The 19,895-nt window shown below is 68.8% G+C and carries 18 protein-coding genes; 14 read left to right on the top strand and 4 right to left on the bottom strand.

Annotated elements, in window-relative coordinates; genetic code table 11:
- Nucleotides 1-130 precede the first annotated feature (130 nt).
- From A9977_RS20695 to A9977_RS20670, 6 genes are all read left to right on the top strand, one after another.
- On the top strand, nucleotides 131-1,450 hold the full coding sequence (locus A9977_RS20695) for a branched-chain amino acid ABC transporter permease (protein ID WP_183026757.1): 1,320 nt from the start codon (nucleotides 131-133) through the stop codon (nucleotides 1,448-1,450).
- The gene (locus tag A9977_RS20690; RefSeq protein ID WP_183026756.1) at nucleotides 1,447-2,226 is read left to right on the top strand and encodes an ABC transporter ATP-binding protein; all 780 of its coding nucleotides are present in this window, start codon (nucleotides 1,447-1,449) and stop codon (nucleotides 2,224-2,226) included. Before A9977_RS20695 ends, A9977_RS20690 begins: the two co-directional genes overlap by 4 nt.
- Nucleotides 2,227-2,317: 91 nt before the next feature.
- Nucleotides 2,318-3,019 carry an ABC transporter ATP-binding protein gene (locus tag A9977_RS20685; RefSeq protein WP_183026755.1) on the top strand — a complete coding sequence of 234 codons (702 nt, stop codon included), beginning with the start codon at nucleotides 2,318-2,320 and terminating at the stop codon, nucleotides 3,017-3,019.
- A 324-nt stretch (nucleotides 3,020-3,343) separates the two neighbouring features.
- Nucleotides 3,344-5,449 (top strand): 3-hydroxyacyl-CoA dehydrogenase NAD-binding domain-containing protein, encoded by a 2,106-nt coding sequence (locus tag A9977_RS20680; RefSeq protein WP_183026754.1) that lies wholly within the window; start codon nucleotides 3,344-3,346, stop codon nucleotides 5,447-5,449.
- A 13-nt stretch (nucleotides 5,450-5,462) separates the two neighbouring features.
- Nucleotides 5,463-6,941 (top strand): M20 family peptidase, encoded by a 1,479-nt coding sequence (locus A9977_RS20675; RefSeq protein ID WP_183026753.1) that lies wholly within the window; start codon nucleotides 5,463-5,465, stop codon nucleotides 6,939-6,941.
- Nucleotides 6,942-6,975: 34 nt separating this feature from the next.
- A complete protein-coding gene (locus tag A9977_RS20670; RefSeq protein WP_183026752.1) occupies nucleotides 6,976-8,151 on the top strand; it encodes an acetyl-CoA C-acyltransferase in 1,176 nt (391 codons plus the stop codon).
- Between the two features lie 71 nt (nucleotides 8,152-8,222).
- On the opposite strand, the gene A9977_RS20665 is transcribed toward A9977_RS20670, so the two are convergent.
- The 4 genes from A9977_RS20665 to A9977_RS20650 are packed head-to-tail and all read right to left on the bottom strand — an operon-like array spanning nucleotide 8,223 to nucleotide 12,097.
- Entirely contained in the window at nucleotides 8,223-9,434 is a 1,212-nt protein-coding gene (locus tag A9977_RS20665) for a dienelactone hydrolase family protein (RefSeq protein WP_220811964.1), read from the bottom strand.
- 29 nt (nucleotides 9,435-9,463) lie between these two features.
- The gene (locus A9977_RS20660; protein WP_183026750.1) at nucleotides 9,464-10,027 is read right to left on the bottom strand and encodes a flavin reductase family protein; all 564 of its coding nucleotides are present in this window, start codon (nucleotides 10,025-10,027) and stop codon (nucleotides 9,464-9,466) included.
- Nucleotides 10,024-11,274: a styrene monooxygenase/indole monooxygenase family protein gene (locus tag A9977_RS20655; protein ID WP_183026749.1), complete on the bottom strand. Its 1,251-nt coding sequence runs from the start codon at nucleotides 11,272-11,274 to the stop codon at nucleotides 10,024-10,026. The genes A9977_RS20660 and A9977_RS20655 overlap by 4 nt, the downstream gene beginning before the upstream one ends.
- Nucleotides 11,275-11,299: 25 nt before the next feature.
- Nucleotides 11,300-12,097 (bottom strand): SDR family oxidoreductase, encoded by a 798-nt coding sequence (locus A9977_RS20650; protein WP_183026748.1) that lies wholly within the window; start codon nucleotides 12,095-12,097, stop codon nucleotides 11,300-11,302.
- Nucleotides 12,098-12,260: 163 nt separating this feature from the next.
- Here A9977_RS20650 and A9977_RS20645 point away from each other — a divergent pair, with 163 nt between their 5' ends.
- The 8 genes from A9977_RS20645 (at nucleotide 12,261) to A9977_RS20610 (ending at nucleotide 19,875) form a co-directional block, all read left to right on the top strand.
- Nucleotides 12,261-13,280 carry a helix-turn-helix domain-containing protein gene (locus tag A9977_RS20645; protein ID WP_183026747.1) on the top strand — a complete coding sequence of 340 codons (1,020 nt, stop codon included), beginning with the start codon at nucleotides 12,261-12,263 and terminating at the stop codon, nucleotides 13,278-13,280.
- A gap of 45 nt (nucleotides 13,281-13,325) precedes the next feature.
- Nucleotides 13,326-15,158, top strand: coding sequence for an acyl-CoA dehydrogenase (locus A9977_RS20640; RefSeq protein WP_183026746.1), 1,833 nt, complete (start codon nucleotides 13,326-13,328; stop codon nucleotides 15,156-15,158).
- A 17-nt stretch (nucleotides 15,159-15,175) separates the two neighbouring features.
- Nucleotides 15,176-15,391, top strand: a complete 216-nt coding sequence (locus tag A9977_RS20635; protein WP_183026745.1) for a hypothetical protein — start codon at nucleotides 15,176-15,178, stop codon at nucleotides 15,389-15,391.
- 11 nt (nucleotides 15,392-15,402) lie between these two features.
- Complete coding sequence (locus tag A9977_RS20630; RefSeq protein WP_183026744.1) at nucleotides 15,403-15,681, top strand: Dabb family protein; 279 nt, start codon at nucleotides 15,403-15,405, stop codon at nucleotides 15,679-15,681.
- 139 nt (nucleotides 15,682-15,820) lie between these two features.
- Complete coding sequence (locus A9977_RS20625; RefSeq protein ID WP_183026743.1) at nucleotides 15,821-16,612, top strand: SDR family oxidoreductase; 792 nt, start codon at nucleotides 15,821-15,823, stop codon at nucleotides 16,610-16,612.
- Between the two features lie 14 nt (nucleotides 16,613-16,626).
- Nucleotides 16,627-17,085 (top strand): PaaI family thioesterase, encoded by a 459-nt coding sequence (locus A9977_RS20620; RefSeq protein WP_183026742.1) that lies wholly within the window; start codon nucleotides 16,627-16,629, stop codon nucleotides 17,083-17,085.
- A 124-nt stretch (nucleotides 17,086-17,209) separates the two neighbouring features.
- Nucleotides 17,210-18,226, top strand: coding sequence for an NADP-dependent oxidoreductase (locus tag A9977_RS20615; protein ID WP_183026741.1), 1,017 nt, complete (start codon nucleotides 17,210-17,212; stop codon nucleotides 18,224-18,226).
- Between the two features lie 23 nt (nucleotides 18,227-18,249).
- Nucleotides 18,250-19,875, top strand: coding sequence for an isovaleryl-CoA dehydrogenase (locus tag A9977_RS20610; RefSeq protein ID WP_183026740.1), 1,626 nt, complete (start codon nucleotides 18,250-18,252; stop codon nucleotides 19,873-19,875).
- The last annotated feature ends 20 nt before the right edge of the window (nucleotides 19,876-19,895 follow it).

Raw genomic sequence — 19,895 nt, 5'->3', positions numbered from 1 at the left:
GCCTGCGGCGCTTCCCCCTCAAGGGGGCGATACCAGCGACCCGGCAAAGCCGGTTCCGCGGTATCCCTCGCCTCGAGATCTGCCGGTTTCATGTGTCGTGTGTCACGCAATGGCGTGCTGGAAAACTGAGATGAATTCAATTGCATCCGCGTCGGCGCCCGTGCGCTACCACCGCTTCAAGCCCTGGAACCTCGGCCGCATCCTGGTGTGGTCGCTGTTCGCCATCGCGCTGATCGTCGCGCCCATGCTGTTCCGCAGCAGCCTGGCGCTGACCATGCTCTCGCAGATCGGCTACCTGATCATCATCTGCCTGAGCTACAACATGCTGCTGGGGCAGGGCGGCATGCTGAGCTTCGGCCATGCGGTCTACACCGGCCTGGGCTCCTTCATCGCCATCCACACCATGAACCTGGCGGCCAAGGGCAGCATCCCGGTGCCGCTGGTGCTGATCCCGCTGGTGGGCGGCCTGGGCGGCATGTTCTTTGCCATCCTGTTCGGCTACGTCACGACCAAGAAGTCGGGCACCACCTTCGCGATGATCACGCTGGGCCTGGGCGAGCTCGTGGCCTCGATGGCGCTGATGTTCCCTACCTTCTTCGGCGGCGAGGGCGGCATCACCACCAACCGGGTCTACGGCACGCCTTTCTTCGGCCTGAACTTCGGCTCGCAGATGCAGGTGTACTACCTGATCGCGGTCTATTGCTTTATCTGCACCGCGCTGATGTTCGCCTTCACCGGCACCCCGCTGGGCCGGATCCTGAACGCGGTGCGCGACAATCCCGAGCGGGTCGAGTTCATCGGCTACAACACGCAGCGCGTGCGCTACACGGCCTTCATCATCGCGGGCTTCTTCGCCGGCATCGGCGGCGGGCTGGCCTCGATCAACTTCGAGATCGTCAACGCGGCCGACAGCCTCAACGGCCTGCGTTCGGGCGGCTACCTGCTGTTCACCTTCCTGGGGGGCGCGACCTTTTTCTTCGGGCCGATCATCGGTGCGGTGCTGCTGGTCTTCGCCTCGATCCTGCTGTCCGAGCTCAGCAAGGCCTGGCTGCTGTACCTGGGCCTGATCTTCCTGTTCATGGTGATGTTCGCGCCGGGCGGCGTGGCCAGCCTGATCATGATGAACCTGCGGGTGGCCAAGTTCGGCCTCTTCAAGCCCTTCTGGAAACTCTACGCCGGGCTGTTCGCGACCGGTGCCGTGCTGGTCGCCGGCGTGGCGAGCGTGGTCGAGATGATCTACCACATGCAGCTCAACGCGGCCCTGGGCCCGACGGTCCGCTTCTTCGGCTTCACGCTCGACACCTCGAGCGCGACCAGCTGGACGGTCTCGGTCGGCCTGATGGTCGTCGGCGGCGTGCTGCTGGAAATCGTGCGTCGCCGCTTCGTGCGTGAGTGGGGCGCGGCACAGGAAGTGATCGAGCGCGAGATCAAGCGCGGGGAGACGGCATGAGCGCCACATTGAACTACGCACTGGAACTCAAGGACCTGCGCAAGAACTTCGGCAAGACCGAGATCATCCGTGGCGCCAACCTCGCGGTGAAGGCCGGCGAGCGCGTCGCCATCATCGGGCCCAACGGCGCGGGCAAGTCCACGCTGTTCAACCTCATCAGCGGCCGGCTCACGCCGACCAGCGGCGACGTGCTGCTCAACGGGCAGCGGGTCAACGGCATGCGGCCCTATGAAATCAACCGCATGGGCTTGTCGCGCAGCTTCCAGATCACCAACATCTTCCCCAAGCTCAGCGTGTTCGAGAACCTGCGCTGCGGCGTGCTGTGGAGCCTGGGCTACCGCTACACCTTCCTGCGCTTCCTGTCGAACCTGGACGATGCCAACGAGCGCACCGAACAGCTGATGCGCCAGGTGGGCCTGGACCGCAAGCGCAACGTGCTGGCGGTGAACCTGACCTACGCCGAGCAGCGCGCGCTGGAGATCGGCGTGACCATCGCCGGCGGCGCCAGCGTGATCCTGCTGGACGAACCCACGGCCGGCATGAGCACGACCGAGACCGCGCACTTCATCGCGCTCATCAAGGAGGTGACCGTGGGTCGCACGCTGCTGACGGTGGAACACGACATGGGGGTGGTGTTCGGCCTGGCCGACCGGATCGCGGTGGTGGTCTACGGCGAGGTGATCGCCTTCGACACGCCGGCCGCGGTGCGCGCCAATGCGCGGGTGCAGGAGGCCTATCTCGGCTCCGCTGTCGCCGATGCGCAGGGAGGACACTGATGACTTTGCCCCCACGCTCATCACTTCGTGTATTCGCTGCCCCCCGAGGGGGCCGCGGCCTCCCTTGGGGCGGCCCGGCGGGAGACCTGACATGTTGAAACTCCAAGACCTGCACGCCTACTACGGCAAGAGCCATGTGCTGCACGGCGTGTCCTTCGAGGTCCAGCCGGGCCAGATCGTCGCGCTGCTGGGCCGCAACGGCTCGGGCCGCTCGACCACCGCCAAGGCCATCATGGGCCTGGTGCATGCCGAGGGCGGCCTGCACTGGAAGGGCCAGGACATCCTGCGCCGCAAGGCCTACGAGATCGCGCACCTGGGCATCGGCTACGTGCCCGAGAACCGCGAGATCTTCCCCAAGCTCACGGTGCATCAGAACCTGCTGCTGGGCCAGAAGGGCAAGGCGGCGGTCAAGTCCAGCCGCTGGTCATTCGACGACATGTACGCGATGTTCCCGCGGCTCAAGGAACGCCAGCACAACGAGGCCGGCGTGCTCTCGGGCGGCGAGCAGCAGATGCTTACGCTGTGCCGCACGCTGATGGGCGACCCCGACCTGATCATCATCGACGAGCCCACCGAAGGCCTGGCGCCCAAGATCGTCGAGCTGGTGGGCGAATACCTCAAGCGGCTCAAGGACCGCGGCGTGTCGGTGCTGCTGATCGAGCAGAAGCTCACCATCGCGATGCAGATCTCCGACCGCGCGCTGGTCATGGGCCACGGCAGCATCGTGTTCGACGGCACGCCCGACGGCCTGCGCGCCGATGCGGCCACGCGCAAGGAATGGCTCGAGGTCTAGGATCGGCTGTCGAGAGCGGACTTCCGGACGCAGAGGGCGCGAAGATTTCGCAGAAGACGCCAAAGGAACAGGAACACATCTGGCCGTTCTTTCGCGTCTTCTGCGTGATTTCTGCGTCCTCTGCGTCCGGTATCCGTTCCCGCATCCGGACGCCTTGTCCCAACAGCGACTGGGCGACATTGCCCGGTCGCCGGAAATGCCTAGAATTCCAGAAAAAAAGAACAGTCGTTCTTTTCGGAGACAGTCCCCGCCGGGCGCGCTGCGCCGGGCGAGGGGTGCTCCGCGGTTCATCCTCTCCAACCCTCTCATTCGAAGGAAAGCAGCATGACGGCTGAATACAAAGTGCTCGGCGAGGTCGCCGTGATCACGCTGGCCAACCCCCCGGTCAACGGCCTGGGCTTTGCGACGCGCGTGGGCATCACCGACGGACTGGCGAAGGCGCTGGCCGACGACGCGGTGAAGTCGGTCGTCATCACCGGTGCCGGCAAGGCCTTCTCGGGCGGCGCGGACATCAAGGAATTCGGCACCGCCAAGGCGCTGCAGGACCCGAACCTGCTGAGCGTGATCCTCGCGCTCGAAGCCTCGACCAAGCCGATCGTGGCCGCGATCCACTCGGTCTGCATGGGCGGCGGCCTCGAGCTCGCGCTCGGCTGCCACTACCGCGTGGCCGCACCGGGCACCAGCGTCGCGCTGCCCGAAGTCAAGCTGGGCCTGCTGCCCGGCGCCGGCGGCACGCAGCGCCTGCCGCGCGTGCTCGGCGTGGAAACCGCACTCAACATGATCGTCAGCGGCGAGGCCGTGAAGAGCGAAGTGCTGGCCAGCCTGCCGGGCCAGAAGCTGTTCGACGCGCTGTCGGCCTCGGCCGAATCGCTGTTCGACGAAGCCGTGGCTTTCGCCAAGTCGGTCGCCGGCAAGACCGGCGATGCGCTGCCGCTGGTGCGCAACCTGCCGTGCAAGCACCCGCAGGGCGACGCCTACTTCCAGTTCGCGCGCAACATGGTCGGCGGGATGTCGAAGAACTACCCGGCGCCGCTCAAGTGCGTCGATGCCGTCGAGGCCGCGGCCAAGATGAAGTTCGACGACGGCCTGGCCGAAGAGCGCCGCCTGTTCACCGCGCTGATGTTCACGCCCGAATCGCTGGCGCTGCGCCACCTGTTCATGGCCGAGCGCGCCGCGAGCAAGATCCCCGACGTGGCCGACGACACGCCCAAGCGCGAGATCAAGTCGGTGGCCGTGATCGGCGCCGGCACCATGGGCGGCGGCATCTCGATGAACTTCCTGAACGCCGGCGTGCCGGTCAAGATCCTCGAGATGAAGCAGGAGGCGCTCGACCGCGGCGTGGCCACCATCAAGAAGAGCTACGAAGCCCAGGTCAAGAAGGGCAAGCTCAAGCAGGACAAGTACGAGCAGCGCATGGCGCTGCTGAGCACCACGCTGAGCTACGACGACCTCAAGGACGCCGACCTGATCATCGAGGCGGTGTTCGAAGAACTCGGCGTCAAGGAAAAGGTCTTCGGCGAACTCGACCGCGTGGCCAAGCCCGGCGCGATCCTGGCGTCGAACACCTCGACGCTCGACGTCGACAAGATCGCGGCCTTCACCCAGCGTCCGCGGGACGTGGTGGGCATGCACTTCTTCAGCCCGGCCAACGTGATGAAGCTGCTGGAAGTGGTGCGCGGCGCCAAGACCGGCAAGGACGTGCTGGCCACCGTGATGGGCGTGGCCAAGAAGATCAAGAAGACGGCGGTGGTGTCGGGCGTGTGCGACGGCTTCATCGGCAACCGCATGATCGAGCAGTACTCGCGCCAGGCCGGCTTCCTGCTGGACGAGGGCGCGACGCCGCAGCAGGTCGACCGCGCGGTCGAGAAGTTCGGTTTCGCGATGGGCCCGTTCCGCATGGGTGACCTGGCCGGCAACGACATCGGCTGGGCGATCCGCAAGCGCCGCGCCACCGAGCGCGCCGACATGAAGTACAGCAAGACCGCCGACAAGCTCTGCGAGCTGGGCCGCTTCGGCCAGAAGACCGGCGCGGGCTGGTACGACTACCAGGCCGGCAAGCGCGACGCGATTCCGAGCCAGGTCGTGCTGGACCTGATCGCGCAGCACCGCAAGGACGAAGGCATCACGCCGCGCAAGATCAGCGACGAGGAAATCGTCCAACGCCTGGTCTACGCGCTGGTCAACGAAGGCGCGCACATCCTCGAGGACGGCATCGCCTCGAAGGCGGGCGACATCGACATGGTCTACCTCACCGGCTACGGCTTCCCGATCTGGCGCGGCGGCCCGATGCACTACGCGGGCCAGGTCGGCCTCTACAACGTGGCCGAGGCGATGAAGCGCTTTGCCCGGAACCCGCACGACGATGCGGCCTTCTGGGAGCCGGCACCGCTGATCCGCAAGCTGGTGGCCGAAGGCAAGTCCTTCGCCTGAAGCAGGCCACACCGTGCTGAAGCGAGCGTTCGTCGGCGTGTTGGGCGTGGTCGTGGTGCTGGCCGCCGCGATGGCGGTCAACACCTGGCGCACGCCCTCGCAGCAGGTGGCGGTGGCGGCCCCGCCGCCGCTGGCCATCGACCTCGATGCGGCCGTGCAGCGCCTTTCGGGCGCGGTGCAGCTGCGCACGGTGTCCAGCCTGGAGAACGTGGCGCAGAGCGAGGCCGAGTTCGACAAGCTCCACGCGCTGCTGGCGCAGCAGTTCCCCAAGCTGCATGCCGTGCTGAAGAAGGAAGTGGTCGGCAGCAAGGCGCTGCTCTACACCTGGGCCGGCAGCGACCCGGCCGCCGCTCCGGTGGCGCTGCTCGCGCACCAGGACGTGGTGCCGATCGCGCCGGGCACCGAGAAGATGTGGACCGTCGCGCCCTTCAGCGGCACCGTGCAGGACGGCTTCGTCTGGGGCCGCGGCACGCTCGACAACAAGAGCAACCTGATGGCCCAGTTCGAGGCCGTCGAGATGCTGGTGGCCGCGGGTTTCCAGCCGCGCCAGACCGTCTACTTCGTCTTCGGCGACGACGAGGAGGTCAGCGGCCTGCGCGGCGCGCTGCCCATCGCCCAGCTGTTGAAGTCCCGCGGCGTGCGGCTCGACTGGGTGCTCGACGAAGGCCTGCTGGTGCTCGACGGCGTGCTGCCGGGCCTGAGCAAGCCGGCGGCGCTTATCGGCCTGGCCGAGAAGGGCTACGCCACCTTCTTCCTCTCGCTCGACACCGCGCCCGGCCATTCGTCGATGCCGCCCGCGCACAGCGCCATCGGCCAGATGAGCGCCGCGCTGGCCCGGCTCGAGGCCACGCCCATGCCGGGCGGGATCCAGGGCGTCGCGCGGTCGATGTTCGGCACGCTGGCACCCGAGATGGGCGGCGTCAACCGCTTCATGCTGACCAACCTCTGGCTGACCGCGCCGCTGGTGCAGGGCCAGCTGGAGAAGAGCCCGAGCAGCAACGCGATGCTGCGCACCACCACCGCGCTGACCATCGTCAAGGCCGGCAACAAGGACAACGTGCTGCCCGGCCGCGCCGAGGCGGCGGTCAACTTCCGCGTGCTGCCCGGCGATTCGCTGCAGAGCGTCGAGGCGCACCTGCGCAAGACGCTGGCCAACGATGCGATCCAGATCGAGGCCTATCCGGGCAACTCGGAGCCTTCGCCGGTGTCGCCCACCGAAGGCAAGGGTTACGCCACCCTCGCGCGCTCGGTGCGCGAGGTCTTCCCCGAGGCCGTGGTGGCGCCGGGCCTGATGACCGCCGCCACCGACTCGCGCCACTTCAGCCTGGTCAGCGACGCGGTCTACCGCTTCTCGCCGCTGCAGATGAAGGGCGAGGACCTGGCGCGCTTCCACGGCACCAACGAGCGCCTTGCGGTGGCCAACTACGCCCGGATGATCCAGTTCTATCACCAGGTCCTGCGCAGCACCGGCCCGGCCGCGGCCGCGCAATGACCTCTTTCCCTTCCATTCTCCAAAGGACCTCACCATGACCCGCGCCGTCATCGTTTCCACCGCCCGCACGCCGCTCGCCAAGAGCTGGAAGGGTGCCTTCAACATGACGCACGGCGCCACGCTGGGCGGCCATGCGGTGCAGCACGCGGTCGCCCGCGCCGGCATCGACGGCGCCGAGGTCGACGACGTGATCATGGGCTGCGCCACGCCCGAGGGCGCGACCGGCTCCAACATCGCGCGCCAGATCGCGCTGCGCGCCGGTTTGCCCATCACCACCTCGGGCATGACCATCAACCGCTTCTGCTCCTCGGGCCTGCAGACCATCGCCACCGCGGCCCAGCGCATCATCGCGGGCGAGGGCGAGGTCTACGTGGCCGGCGGCGTCGAGAGCATCTCCTGCGTGCAGAACGAAGCCAACCGCCACATGATCACCGACCCGTGGCTGGTCAAGCACAAGCCCGAGATCTACTGGAACATGCTGCAGACGGCCGAGCAGGTGGCCAAGCGCTACAACATCGGCCGCGACGCGATGGACGAGTACGGCGCCGCCAGCCAGCAGAAGGCCACGGCCGCGCTGGAAGCCGGCCGCTTCAAGGACGAGATCGCGCCGATCACCGTGCTGGCCGGCGTGGCCGACCCGGTGCTGGGCCTGCGCACCAAGGAAGTCACGGTCGAGAACGACGAAGGCATCCGCGCCGGCACCACCAAGGAAGGCATCAGCGGCATCCGCTCGGCCATGCCCGGCGGCCTGATCTCGGCCGGCAATGCCAGCCAGTTCTCCGATGGCGGCGGCGCCTGCGTGCTGGTCGATGAAGCCTATGCCGAGCGCAAGGGCCTGAAGCCGCTGGGCCGTTTCCTGGGCTTCGCGGTCGCGGGCTGCGAGCCCGACGAGATGGGCATCGGCCCGGTGTTCGCCATTCCCAAGGTGCTGAAGAAGCTGGGCCTGACGGTCAACGACATCGACCTGTGGGAACTGAACGAAGCCTTCGCGGTGCAGGTGATCTACTGCCGCGACAAGCTGGGCATTCCGGCCGACCGCCTCAACGTCGACGGCGGCGCCATCGCCGTGGGCCACCCCTACGGCGTGAGCGGCCAGCGCCTCACGGGCCACGCGCTGATCGAAGGCAAGCGCCGCGGCGCGAAGAAGGTCGTGGTCACGATGTGCATCGGCGGCGGCATGGGCGCGGCGGGCGTGTTCGAAGTGATCTGATCTTCGAATCACTGCGGCAAGGAAAGGCCGCGTCGGGCTTCCAGCCCGGCGCGGCCTTTTCGCATCCGCGCCTAGGCGGAATGCGCCCAGTTGGCCATCAGCGTGTTCGATGGCAGCTGTTCGTCGAGCAGCTTGCGCGCGGTCTCCACGCCGGCCACCGGCAGCCCGGTCGGATCCAGCTTGCCGATCTGCACCAGCACGCTGGCCTGGTCCCAATAGATGTGCTCGTGGTAGAGCTTGTCGCCGCGGAACTTCACGATGGCGACCAGCGGGATCTCCACGCGTTGGCCGGTGGGCGGCACGCCCGGCAGCAGCCAGTCGATCTCGCAGCTGTGGGTGAAGCAGAACAGCATCTCGTCGACGATCTGGCTGGTGCCCACGGTGCGCGAGATCGGGATCAGCGTGGTGTCGGGCGGGTTCGCATCCACGAAGTGGTGGCGGTAGAAGCGCGACAGCAGCCGGTGGCCCACGCCGCCGGTCATCGTCGGGATGTGGTTGACGTAGGGCTCGGCCACCATCGTGGCCATGGTGGCCTCGACGTCGCGGGTGGCGAATTCATGCTCGCAGTGCTTGTCCCACAGCGCCGAGAAGTCGTAATGCGGCCCCAGCACCTTGCGGAAAGCCGCGATGCTGCGCTGGTGCGCCATCAGCGCCGAGGGCTTGTGGAAATGCTCGCTGCCGGCGCGGGCGAAGGCATGGTCCGCGCCGGGGTAGACGTAGAGTTCCACGCCGGCGCGTCCCTGCAGCGCCTGCAGGATGGCGTCGCGTGCCGGCGGCGGGCAGAAGCCGTCCTGCTCGGCGATGTGCAGCACCAGTGGCTTGCCCGTCAGCGCCTGCGCTTCGTCCAGCGCCTGTTCGATGCCGACGCCGTAGTAGGCCACGGCCACGTCGCAGTCGGTGCGGCAGGCGGCGAGGTAGGCCAGCTTGCCACCCAGGCAGAAGCCCAGCACGCCCGCCTGGCCCGCGAAGGCCGGCAGGGAGCGCAAGGCGTCCAGCGCGGCCTGGATGTCCTCCACGCCCTTGGCCTCGTCGAAGCCCTGGTAGAGCGCCAGCGCGCGGTCGAACTGCGATTCGTCGAGTTCGATGCCGGCCTCCTGGCGCCAGAAGAGGTCGGGCACCAGCGCGACATAGCCCTCTTCGGCGTAATAGTCGGCCAGCTCGCGCATCGTCCTGTTGACGCCGAAGATCTCCTGCGCGATGACGATGCCCGGGCCCTTGCCCGATGCGGGCAGGGCCAGGTAGGCGCCGAAATCGCCGCTGCCGTCGGTGGCTCGGATTCTCATGCGGCCTGCATGCGTGTCGGGTGGGATGCTCATGGGGTGGTGTCTCCTGGTGCTTGCAAGGTGGTGTAGCGGCCGTCGGCGTAGAGCAGCGGCGCATGGCGTCCCGGGTGCAGCTGCACCGCCTTGATCTCGCCGATCATCACGGCGTGGCTGTGCGCGACCATCATCTCGTCGACCACGCAGTCGAAGGCCACCAGCGCGTCGCGCAGGATCGGGGCGCCCGTGGTCAGCGTCTCCCACAGGCCGGGCTCGAACAGGTCGCCGCTGCCGGGCCCGGCGCCGCCGAAGCGTCCCGCCAGGTCGGCATGGTGCGTGGCCAGCAGGTTCACGCTCATGCGCCGGCTTTCGGTGATGCCGCGGAAGGTGCTGCCGTTGAGGTTGATGCAGGTCAGCAGGCGGGCGGGCTCCGCTGACAGTGGCGTGACGGCCGTGGCCGTGAGGCCGGTGAGCCGCTGGCCGTCGGAGGTGGCGACGATGCACACCGCGCCCGTGAGCCGGCGCATGGCCAGCCGGAAGTCGGCCGGCGGCAGGCAGGCGGCCCGGCGCAGGGCCTGTAGCGGGAGCAGGGCGGGAGAGGCTTCGGCCACGCTCATGCTGCGGCCTCCTCGGCCGGCGCGACCTGCGCCAGGTAGGCATCGGCCAGGTCCGGGCGCATGAAGAAGTTCGCGTAGTCGGTCGGGTCGTTGAAGCCGTTGACGATGCGCTGCGCCACTGCGGGCGATGCGGCAGCGCTGCCCAGCAGCCGCATCACGTGTTCGGGCGGCGGCGCCAGCATGGCGTTGGTCCAGCCGCTCACATGCGTGCCGTAGCCGTTCCAGAAGCCCTCGAAGGTGTCGTGCATGAAACGCTCGTCGAAGGCCGCCTGGCCCTGCGCGACGATGGCGGCCTCGACCGCATGCGCGAACTTCGCGGCGTTGTTCGAGCCCTGGCCCGTGATCGGGTCGTTGAGCATCACCGCGTCGGCCATGCCCATCACCAGCCGGCCGCTGGGCAGGCGCCCGACCGGCTTGCGCACGGTCGGCGGGAAGGCGCCGCTGAGCAGGCCGTTGGCGTCGGTGAGTTCCACCTGCGCGCAGCGTGCCGCCTCCCAGGGCAGGAAGCGCTGCAGGATCTCCAGCGAGCGCGCCAGGTGGTCGGCGGGGCTGCGGACATCGGCCCAGCAGTCCATCGGGCCGCCCGGGATGCCCTCGAACACCATGATCTCGCACGGGCCGCTGTGCGTGAGTGCCGGGAAGACGAAGTACTCGCCCACGCCCGGGATCAGGTTGAAGCTCACCGCGCTGTGTTCCTCGCGCGGCCGCATGCCGTGCACGTAGGTGAGCGCCAGGGCACGCTGGGGCCGGTCGTAGGGGCTGCGGTCGGCGTCGCGCTCGAACATCTTGGCGATCGCGCCCTTGCCGGCGGCCACGATCACCAGGTCATGTTCGCGCGTCCACTGCTCCAGGTCGTCGATCTCGGCGTCCTTGAAGAGCAGTCGGCCGCCCCGCTGGCTGAAGGCCTCCATCCAGCCGGGCACCTTGACGCGCTGGTCGACCGACTGCGCGACATGGTCCAGCCGGTGGCTCCAGCTCAGCGCCTTGACGCCCGCCTGCTCGGGGTGGGGCACGGCGAAGGAGATGCCCTCCACCGGCGGGCAGTCCTGTTCCCAGAAGGCCAGGCCGCGGTCGCGCTCCAGCTGCAGGCTGTCGTGGAACATGCATTGGCTGGACATGACCTTGCCGCCGCGGATGTCGTCCGCCGAGCGGTTCGAGACCACGGTCACGCCATAGCCCCGGGCCTGCAGGCCCAGGGCGAGTTGCAGGCCGGACTGGCCGGCGCCGACGATGAGGATGTTGCGCATGGGTGTCTCCAGTGGTTTCGGGGGGTCAGGCCATCAGCTTGGGGATGGCGGGCTCGAAGGATTCGGGGCCCATGGCCGAGTAGCCGCCGTCGACGGCGTAGTCCGCCCCGGTGACGAAGCTGGCGTGGTCGGAGCACAGGAACAGCACCACCTGCGCCACCTCCTCGGGGTCGCCCACGCGGCGCAGCATGTGGAAGGGGGCGGCCACGCGGTCGGTCTTGGCGCGGTCGCCCTGCGTGAGCTGGTCCATGATGGCCGACCAGGTCCAGCCGGGCGAGACGCTGTTGACGCGGATGTGTTCGGGCGCCAGGTCCAGCGCCATGCTGCGCGTGAGCTGCACCAGCGCGGCCTTGCTGGTGGGATAGAGCCAGCGGCCGGTCTGGGCCACGCCGGAGGAAATGCTGGTGAAGTTCACCACCGCGCCCCCGCCGCCGCGGCGCATATGCGGCAGCACCGCCTGCAGCATCACCACCGCGCTGGCCACGTTCACATTGAGGGCCGTGAGCCAGTCCGCGCGCGGCGATTCGATGCCGTTATCGACATAGCTGCAGGCCAGGTTGACCAGGAAGTCCACCCGGCCGAAGCGCGCGGCGGTCTCGTCGGCGCAGGCCCGGACCTGGGCATCGTCGGTGATGTCGGTGCGGCGGAACCACACCTTGTCCTCGCCGCCGCAACGCGCGGCGACGCGCGCGCCGCCCTCGGCATCGATGTCGGCCAGCGTCACCCGCACCCCGGCCTCGTGCAATGCGCGCACCACGCCAGCGCCGATCAGGGTCGCCCCGCCGGTCACGATCGCCACCTTGTCCTGCAAGCCCTTGAACATCGCCGTCTCCTTCTGTCGTTGGGATGAGCCGAACGATAGGCAGGGCGGGGCGCGCGCGGGATCCGGAAAGCGCAGGCCGGATCCCGAATGCGCAGTTCTTTGCCGGACGCCGAGGGCCGGCCCCGATGTGCGCCGGGCGGCCTTTTGCTAGATTGGCACCACCATGCTGGCTCGGCCCCTTTCGCTGCCCCTGTCGCGCTTCAGCCTGTTCCACACCCGCGACGTGGACCAGGCGCGCGAAAGCGTGGCGCGGGTGTTCTGCCCGCATGTGCTCAACACCTGCCATCCCCGCGATGCGCTGGACGCCCGCCATCACAGCGCGCCGCTGGGCGCGGACGCCAGCCTCAACTACGTGCAGTACGGCCCGGCCGTGGAAATCGATCCCGGCCACCTGGGCAGCTTCTACCTGCTGCAGATTCCCCTGCGCGGCGGCGCCACCGTCTGGTGCGGCGGCAAGGAGGTGCGGGCCGACCGCGCCATGGCCTCGCTGCCATCGCCCACGGAGTCGCTGCGCATGCGCTGGGCCGATGACAGCCCGCACCTGATCGTGCGCTTCTCGCAGGCCGCGGTGCTCGCGCAACTCGCGCAGCTGGCGCAATGCGAGGTGCAGGGCCCGCCGGTCTTCGATCCGGGCGTGCGACTGGACGACCCTTCCGTCGCCCCCGCCGTGGCTTTCGTGCGCTACCTCTGCGATGCGCTGGACGCCGACCCGGGCTTCGCCGGCTCGCCGCTCGCCCGCCAGGCCGAAAGCTACCTGATCTCCACACTGCTGCTGCAGCTTCCGCACAGCCAGCGGCCGCTGCTCGACGCCTCGGCCCGGCGCGCCCTGCTGCCGCGCACGGTGCGCCGGGCCCAGGAATTCATGCGCGCCCATGCGGCGGAGCCGCTCACGCTGGTCGACCTGTGCCGCCATCTGGGCGTGAGCGCGCGCGGCCTGCAGCAGGCCTTCGCGGCCGCCACCGGCGAAAGCCCGATGGCCCATTGGCGCGGGCTGCGGCTGGACCTGGTGCGTCAGGCGCTGGTGAGCGGGGCGATCCGCGCGGAACCCGGCGCCTTGACGAGGCTCGCCGAACGTTACGGTTTCTTCCATGCGGGCCATTTCGCGGCCCACTACCAGCGGCGCTTCGGCGAGCGTCCGGGCGACACGGCGCGTGTCTTCAAGGAGTCAGGCCGCGCGCATTGATTCCAGTACATTGACCGGCTTGTCTTCTTCCTGCACGGCACGGCCATGACGTTTCGCCCCACCCTCGACTTCCTGCTCTACGACTGGCTCGATGCCGAGTCGCTCAACCAGAACGAGCGTTTCGCCGACCATTCGCGCGAAACCTTCGACGCGGTGCTCGACACCTGCGAGCGCATCGCGCGCGAGAAGTACGCGCCGGCGAACCGCATCGTCGACACGCAGGAGCCGCACTTCGACGGCGAGAAGGTGATCCTGCCCCAGGCCACCCACGACGCGCACGAGGCCTACGCAGGCTCGGGCATGTTGAGCGCCGCGCAGGACTACGAGATCGGCGGCATGCAGCTGCCCTACACGGTGCAGGCGGCGGCCAATGCCTTCTTCGCCATGGCCTCGGTCAGCATCGGCTCGAACATGCTGACCAGCGGCAACGCCAACCTGCTGATGGTGCACGGCACGCCGACGCAGCAGGAGGTGTTCGCGAAGAACGAGTTCTCGGGCCGCTGGGCCGGCACCATGTGCCTGTCGGAGCCGCAGGCCGGCTCCTCGCTGAGCGACGTGGCCACGCGCGCGGTGCCCGATGGCGCCGATTTCCAGGACGATCCGCTGGGCCCGCGCTACCGCCTGACCGGCAACAAGATGTGGATCTCGTCCGGCGACCACGAGCTGACCGAGAACATCGTGCACATCGTGCTGGCCAAGATCCCCGACGCGGACGGCAAGCTGGTGCCGGGCACGCGCGGCATCTCGCTGTTCATCGTGCCGAAGAAGATGGTCGACACCGCGGGCGCGCTGACCGGCGAACGCAACGACGTGGCGCTGGCCGGCCTCAACCACAAGCTGGGCTGGCGCGGTACCACCAACACGCTGCTGAACTTCGGCGAGGGCAGGTACCCGGTCGACGGCAAGGCCGGCGCCGTGGGCTACCTGGTCGGGCAGCCCGGCAAGGGCCTGCACTGCATGTTCCACATGATGAACGAGGCGCGCATCGCGATCGGCATGGCGGCCACGATGCTGGGCATGGCCGGCTACGAGGCCTCGCTGGCCTATGCCAGGCAGCGGCCGCAGGGCCGGCCCGTGGGCCCGGCCGGCAAGGACGCGGCCAGGCCGCAGGTGCGCATCATCGAGCACGCCGACGTGCGCCGCATGCTGCTGGCGCAGAAGGCGTACTGCGAAGGGTCGCTGGCGCTGCAGCTCTACTGCGCGCGGCTGGTCGACGTGCAGAAGACCGGCGACGCGCAGGCGGCCGACGAGGCGCGGCTGCTGCTGGAGGTGCTCACGCCCATCGCCAAGAGCTGGCCCAGCGAATGGTGCCTGGAGGCCAATTCGCTGGCCATCCAGGTCCACGGCGGCTATGGCTACACGCGCGATTTCCCGGTCGAGCAGTACTGGCGCGACAACCGCCTGAACATGATCCACGAGGGCACGCACGGCATCCAGGCGGCCGACCTCCTGGGCCGCAAGGTGCTGATGGAAGACGGGCGCGGCCTGGCGCTGCTGGCCGCGCGCATCGCCGAAACGGCCGCGCGCGCGGCTGCCGTGCCGGCGCTGGCCGCCGATGCCCAAGCCCTGACCGACGCGCTCGCGCAGGTCGAGGCCGCCACCCGCGCCGCCTGGTCGACCGGCGATCCGGGAGCGGCCCTCGCGAACGCGGTACCCTATATGCAGGCTTTCGGCCATACCGTGCTGGCGTGGATCTGGCTCGACCTCGCACATCGTTCGCTTCAGGACGATGCCGCGGCGTCGACGCCCGCCACCGTCGGCAGGCTCGGGGCCGCGAGCTATTTCTATCACTACGAATTGCCGAAAATCGGCGCGTGGCTCCATGTGGTCGAGACCCGAGATCCCACCTGCGCCCAAATGCCCGAGGAAGCATTCTGATGAACAGCGGAAGTTACATGCCCAAACTACGTTCGAACGAACCGCCCAAGCCGCACGCCGGCCTGGAGAAATGGACCTGGCTCCTGATCTACGGGGGCCTGTTCCTGGTGATCCTGGGCGTCGCCACCGCCCGCACCGACACGGTGCTCGGCTGGAGCATGGCCACGCCGGGCGCGCTCGCCGCGGCCGTCGGCGTGGCGCTCATCTACCTGCGTTCTCGCTACAAGGACTGACAGGGCCGACCATGATCAAGCACATCGTGATGTGGAAACTCGTCGACGCCGCCCAGGCGCCGCAATTCAAGCAGCTGCTCGAGACCTGCAAGGGCATCGTGCCCGGCATGCGCGAGTTCGAGGTTGCCGTGCAGGCCGAGGGCCTGGAAGCCAACCACGACGTGGCGCTGTATTCGGTGTTCGACGACGCGGCCTCGCTGCAGGCCTATGTCGTGCATCCGCGGCACCAGGAGGTGGTGGCGACGCTGCCGGCGCGGGCTTCGCGCAGCGTCTTCGATTACGAGATTTAACCCCCCCGAAGCGCCTGCGGCGCCTCCCCCCAGGAGGCGATACCAGCGGCCCGGCGAAGCCGGTTCCGCGGTATCCCTGGACTTGGTCCTGCCGGTTGCGAAGCGGCGGATCGGAACCCACACACAGAAAGACGCACCCATGAGCCAACGCACCGTTCAACAACTTTTCGACCTCAGCGGCAAGTCCGCGCTCATCACCGGCGGCTCGCGCGGCCTGGGCCTGCAGATGGCCCATGCGCTGGGCGAGGCCGGTGCGCGGATCATGCTGAGCTCGCGCAAGGCCGACGACCTGGAGCAGGCCACGGCCGAACTGCAGGCGGCCGGGATCGACGCGCGCTGGATCGCCGCCGATTGCGCCAAGGAGGAGGACACCCGCCGCCTGGCCGACCAGACGCTCGAGCGCATGGGCGCGATCGACATCCTGGTCAACAACGCCGGCGCGAGCTGGGGCGCACCGGCCGAATCGCATCCGGTCAACGCCTGGGACAAGGTGATGAACCTCAACGTGCGCGGCTACTTCGTGCTGGCCCAGCAGGTGGCCAACCAGTACATGATCCCGAACAAGACCGGGCGCATCATCAACATCGCCTCGATCGCGGGCTTGAACGGCAACGGCCCCGAGATCCAGACCCTGGCCTACAACACCTCGAAGACCGCGGTGATCGGCTTCACCAAGACGCTGGCCGCCGAATGGGGCAAGTACAACATCAACGTCAACGCGATCTGCCCCGGCTTCTTCATGACCAAGATGGCCTCGGTGCTGATCCAGAACGTGGGCGAGGACAAGATGACCGCCACCGTGCCGCTGGGCCGCCTGGGCGACGACGAGGACCTCAAGGGCATCACGCTGCTCTACGCGAGCGAAGCCGGCAAGCACATCACCGGCCAGTGGCTGGCGGTCGACGGCGGCGTGAGCGTCGTGCTGGCCTGAACGGGACCGCGACCGTGAGCGACAACAAGGACATCAACGTCCGTTCCTACACCAGCCAGATCCCGTTCGCGCGGCACCTGGGCTTCGAGCTCACCAAGTTCGAGGGCGGGGCCTCCGAGATCCTCTACACGCCCAAGCCCGAGCACCTGAACACCTTCGACGTGGCGCACGGCGGCGCCTGCATGACGCTGCTGGACATCGCGATGGCCGCGGCGGCGCGCAGCGATACCCCCGAGGTCGGCGTGGTCACGATCGAGATGAAGACCAGCTTCATGCGGCCCTCGGTCGGCCCGCTGCGCGCGCGCGGCCGGCTGATCCATCGCACCGCGACGCTGGCTTTCGTCGAAGCCACGATCTACGATGAGAAGGAGCAGGCCTGCGCGCAGTCGACGGGCACCTTCAAGTACGTGAAGCGGCGGCTGCCGACGGGGCCGGCGAGCGCGAACGCGCAACGTCCGCCGTCCACTGACTAGCCCCCCGAAGCGCCTTCGGCGCCTCCCCCCTGGAAGGGGGGCAACACCAGCGGCCCGGCAAAGCCGGTTCCGCGGTGTTTCCCGACTGAAGACAGACACCACCGACATCGAACAGGAGCTTTTCATGCCCACCAATCGCCAACAACATCTGGACAACCGCCCCGAGGGCGAGGCCGTCGTCGGCAACTTCAAGCTCGTCACCGCCGAGACGCCGGCGCTCGAGGACAACCAGGTGCTGGTGCGCCACCATTACCTGAGCCTGGACCCGTACATGCGCGGGCGCATGAACGATTCCAAGAGCTATGCGCAGCCGCAGCCGCTGGGCCAGGTGATGCAGGGCGGCACGGTGGGCGAGGTGGTCGAGAGCCGGAACCCGAAGTACGCCGTGGGCGACAAGGTGGTGGGCTTCGGCGGCTGGCAGGAGTACAGCGTGGTCGACGGCAACGTGGTCGGCGCGCTGCGCAAGGTCGACACCACCCACGTGCCGCTGTCGCACTACCTGGGCGCGGTCGGCATGCCGGGCGTGACCGCCTGGTACGGCCTGGTCAAGATCATCGCGCCCAAGGCCGGCGAGACGGTGGTGGTCACGGCCGCCAGCGGCGCGGTGGGCAGCGCCTTCGCCGCGCTGGCCAAGGCCCGCGGCTGCCGCGTGGTGGGCATCGCCGGCGGCACGGACAAGTGCCGCTACGCGACCGAGGAACTGGGCTTCGACGCCTGCATCGACTACAAGCAGCATCCCGACGTCAAGAGCATGTCGCAGGCGCTCAAGGAAGCCTGCCCGGACGGCATCGACGGCTACTTCGAGAACGTCGGCGGCTACATCTTCGATGCGGTGCTGCTGCGCACCAACGCCTTCGCCCGCGTGGCGCTGTGCGGGATGATCGCCGGCTACGACGGTGCGCCGCTGCCGCTGGCCAACCCCGCGCTGATCCTGATCAACCGGCTCAAGATCGAAGGCTTCATCGTCAGCGAGCACATGGAATTCTGGCCCGAGGCGCTCAAGGAGCTGGGCGGCCTGGTGGCCAGCGGCAAGCTGCGCCCGCGCGAGTCGGTGGCCGAGGGCATCGCCGCGGCGCCCGAGGCGTTCCTGGGCCTGCTCAAGGGCCGCAACTTCGGCAAGCAACTGGTCAAGCTCATCTGAGCAGCTGAGACGGGAGCACCGTGATGCACGCGACGCACGAGGTTTTCAACCAGCCCGTGCCGCTCGCGGGCTACAACCTGTTCGCATCCAACCTCGCGCTGCGCGACGCCTTGCGCTTCCATGCGCCGCAACTGCCGACGGCCGGGCTCGAGGCGCTCGGTGCGCTGGTCGGCGGCGACGCGATGCAGGCCCATGCGCGGCAGGCCAACACCCACGCGCCGGTGCTGCATTCGCACGACCGCTTCGGCCGCCGCATCGACGAGGTGGAGTTCCATCCCAGCTACCACGTGCTGATGAACGCGGCGGTGAGTGCGGGCCTGCACGGCACGCCCTGGGCTTCCACCGCGCCGGCGGAGCAGGCCTCGCCGCACGTCGAGCGCGCGGCCGGCTTCATGCTCTTCACCGAGCTCGAGCCCTCGGTGCTGTGCCCGATCTCCATGACCTACGCCGCCATCCATGCCGACTGGGGCGACAAGCTGGCCAGCCGCGCCTACGACCCGGCGCTCAAGCCCTGGCGCGACAAGCCCGGCCTGACCATGGGCATGGGCATGACCGAGAAGCAGGGCGGCTCCGACGTGCGGGCCAACACCACGCAGGCGGTGCACGAGGGCAGCGACGCCTGGGGCGAGCGCTACGCGATCACCGGCCACAAGTGGTTCTTCTCGGCGCCGATGTGCGATGCCTTTTTGGTGCTCGCGCAGGCGCCGGCCGGGCTGAGCTGCTTCTTCCTGCCGCGCGTGCTGCCCGACGGCACGCGCAACGCGATCCGCATCCAGCGCCTGAAGGACAAGCTGGGCAACAAGGCCAACGCCAGCGCCGAGGTCGAGTTCCAGGGCGCCAGCGCCTGGCGGGTGGGTGAGGAGGGCCGCGGCGTGCCGCAGATCCTCGAGATGGGCACCATGACCCGGCTCGACTGCGCGCTGGGCACCAGCGGCCTGATGCGCCAGGCGCTGTCGCTGGCGCTCGACCACACGGTGCAGCGCAGCGCCTTCGGCAAGCCGCTGATCGAACATCCGCTGATGAAGAACGTGCTGGCCGACCTGGCGCTCGAGAGCGAAGCCGCGACCGCGCTCGCGATCCGCCTCGCGCGCGCCTTCGACCGGCCCGGCGACGCCCACGAGCGCCTGATGGCGCGCCTGCTCACGCCAGTCGCCAAGTACTGGATCTGCAAGCGTGGCAGCCACTTCGCGCAGGAGGCGATGGAATGCCTGGGCGGCAACGGCTACGTGGAGGAGGGCGGCGAGTGCGTGATGGCGCGGGTCTACCGCGAGATGCCGCTCAATTCGATCTGGGAAGGCGCGGGCAACATCATGGCGCTCGACCTGCTGCGCGCCACCCGCAAGGGCGACGTGGTGGCGGCGCTGGCGCAGGAACTCGCGCCCGCGCGCGGCCTCCACGCCGCGCTCGACCGGCTGGCCGATGCCCTGCCCGCGCGCATCGAGGCCCTGGCCACCGAGACCGAGGCGCGCCGGCTGGCGCAGGACGTGGCGCTGGCGGTGCAGGGCGCGCTGCTGGCGCAGACCGCGCCACCGGCCGTCACCGACGCCTTTTGCGCCTCGCGCCTGGGCGGCGATTGGGGCCAGGCCTTCGGCACGCTGGGCCGCGGCGCCGACTTCGACGCGATCATCGCCCGGGCCATGCCCCGCTGAGCCGGCGGCGCGCGTGTCGC

It is taken from the genome of Variovorax sp. UMC13, assembly GCF_014170375.1.
Classification (GTDB): Bacteria; Pseudomonadota; Gammaproteobacteria; order Burkholderiales; family Burkholderiaceae_C; genus Variovorax.
This window is presented reverse-complemented; position numbering and strand designations above follow the sequence as displayed.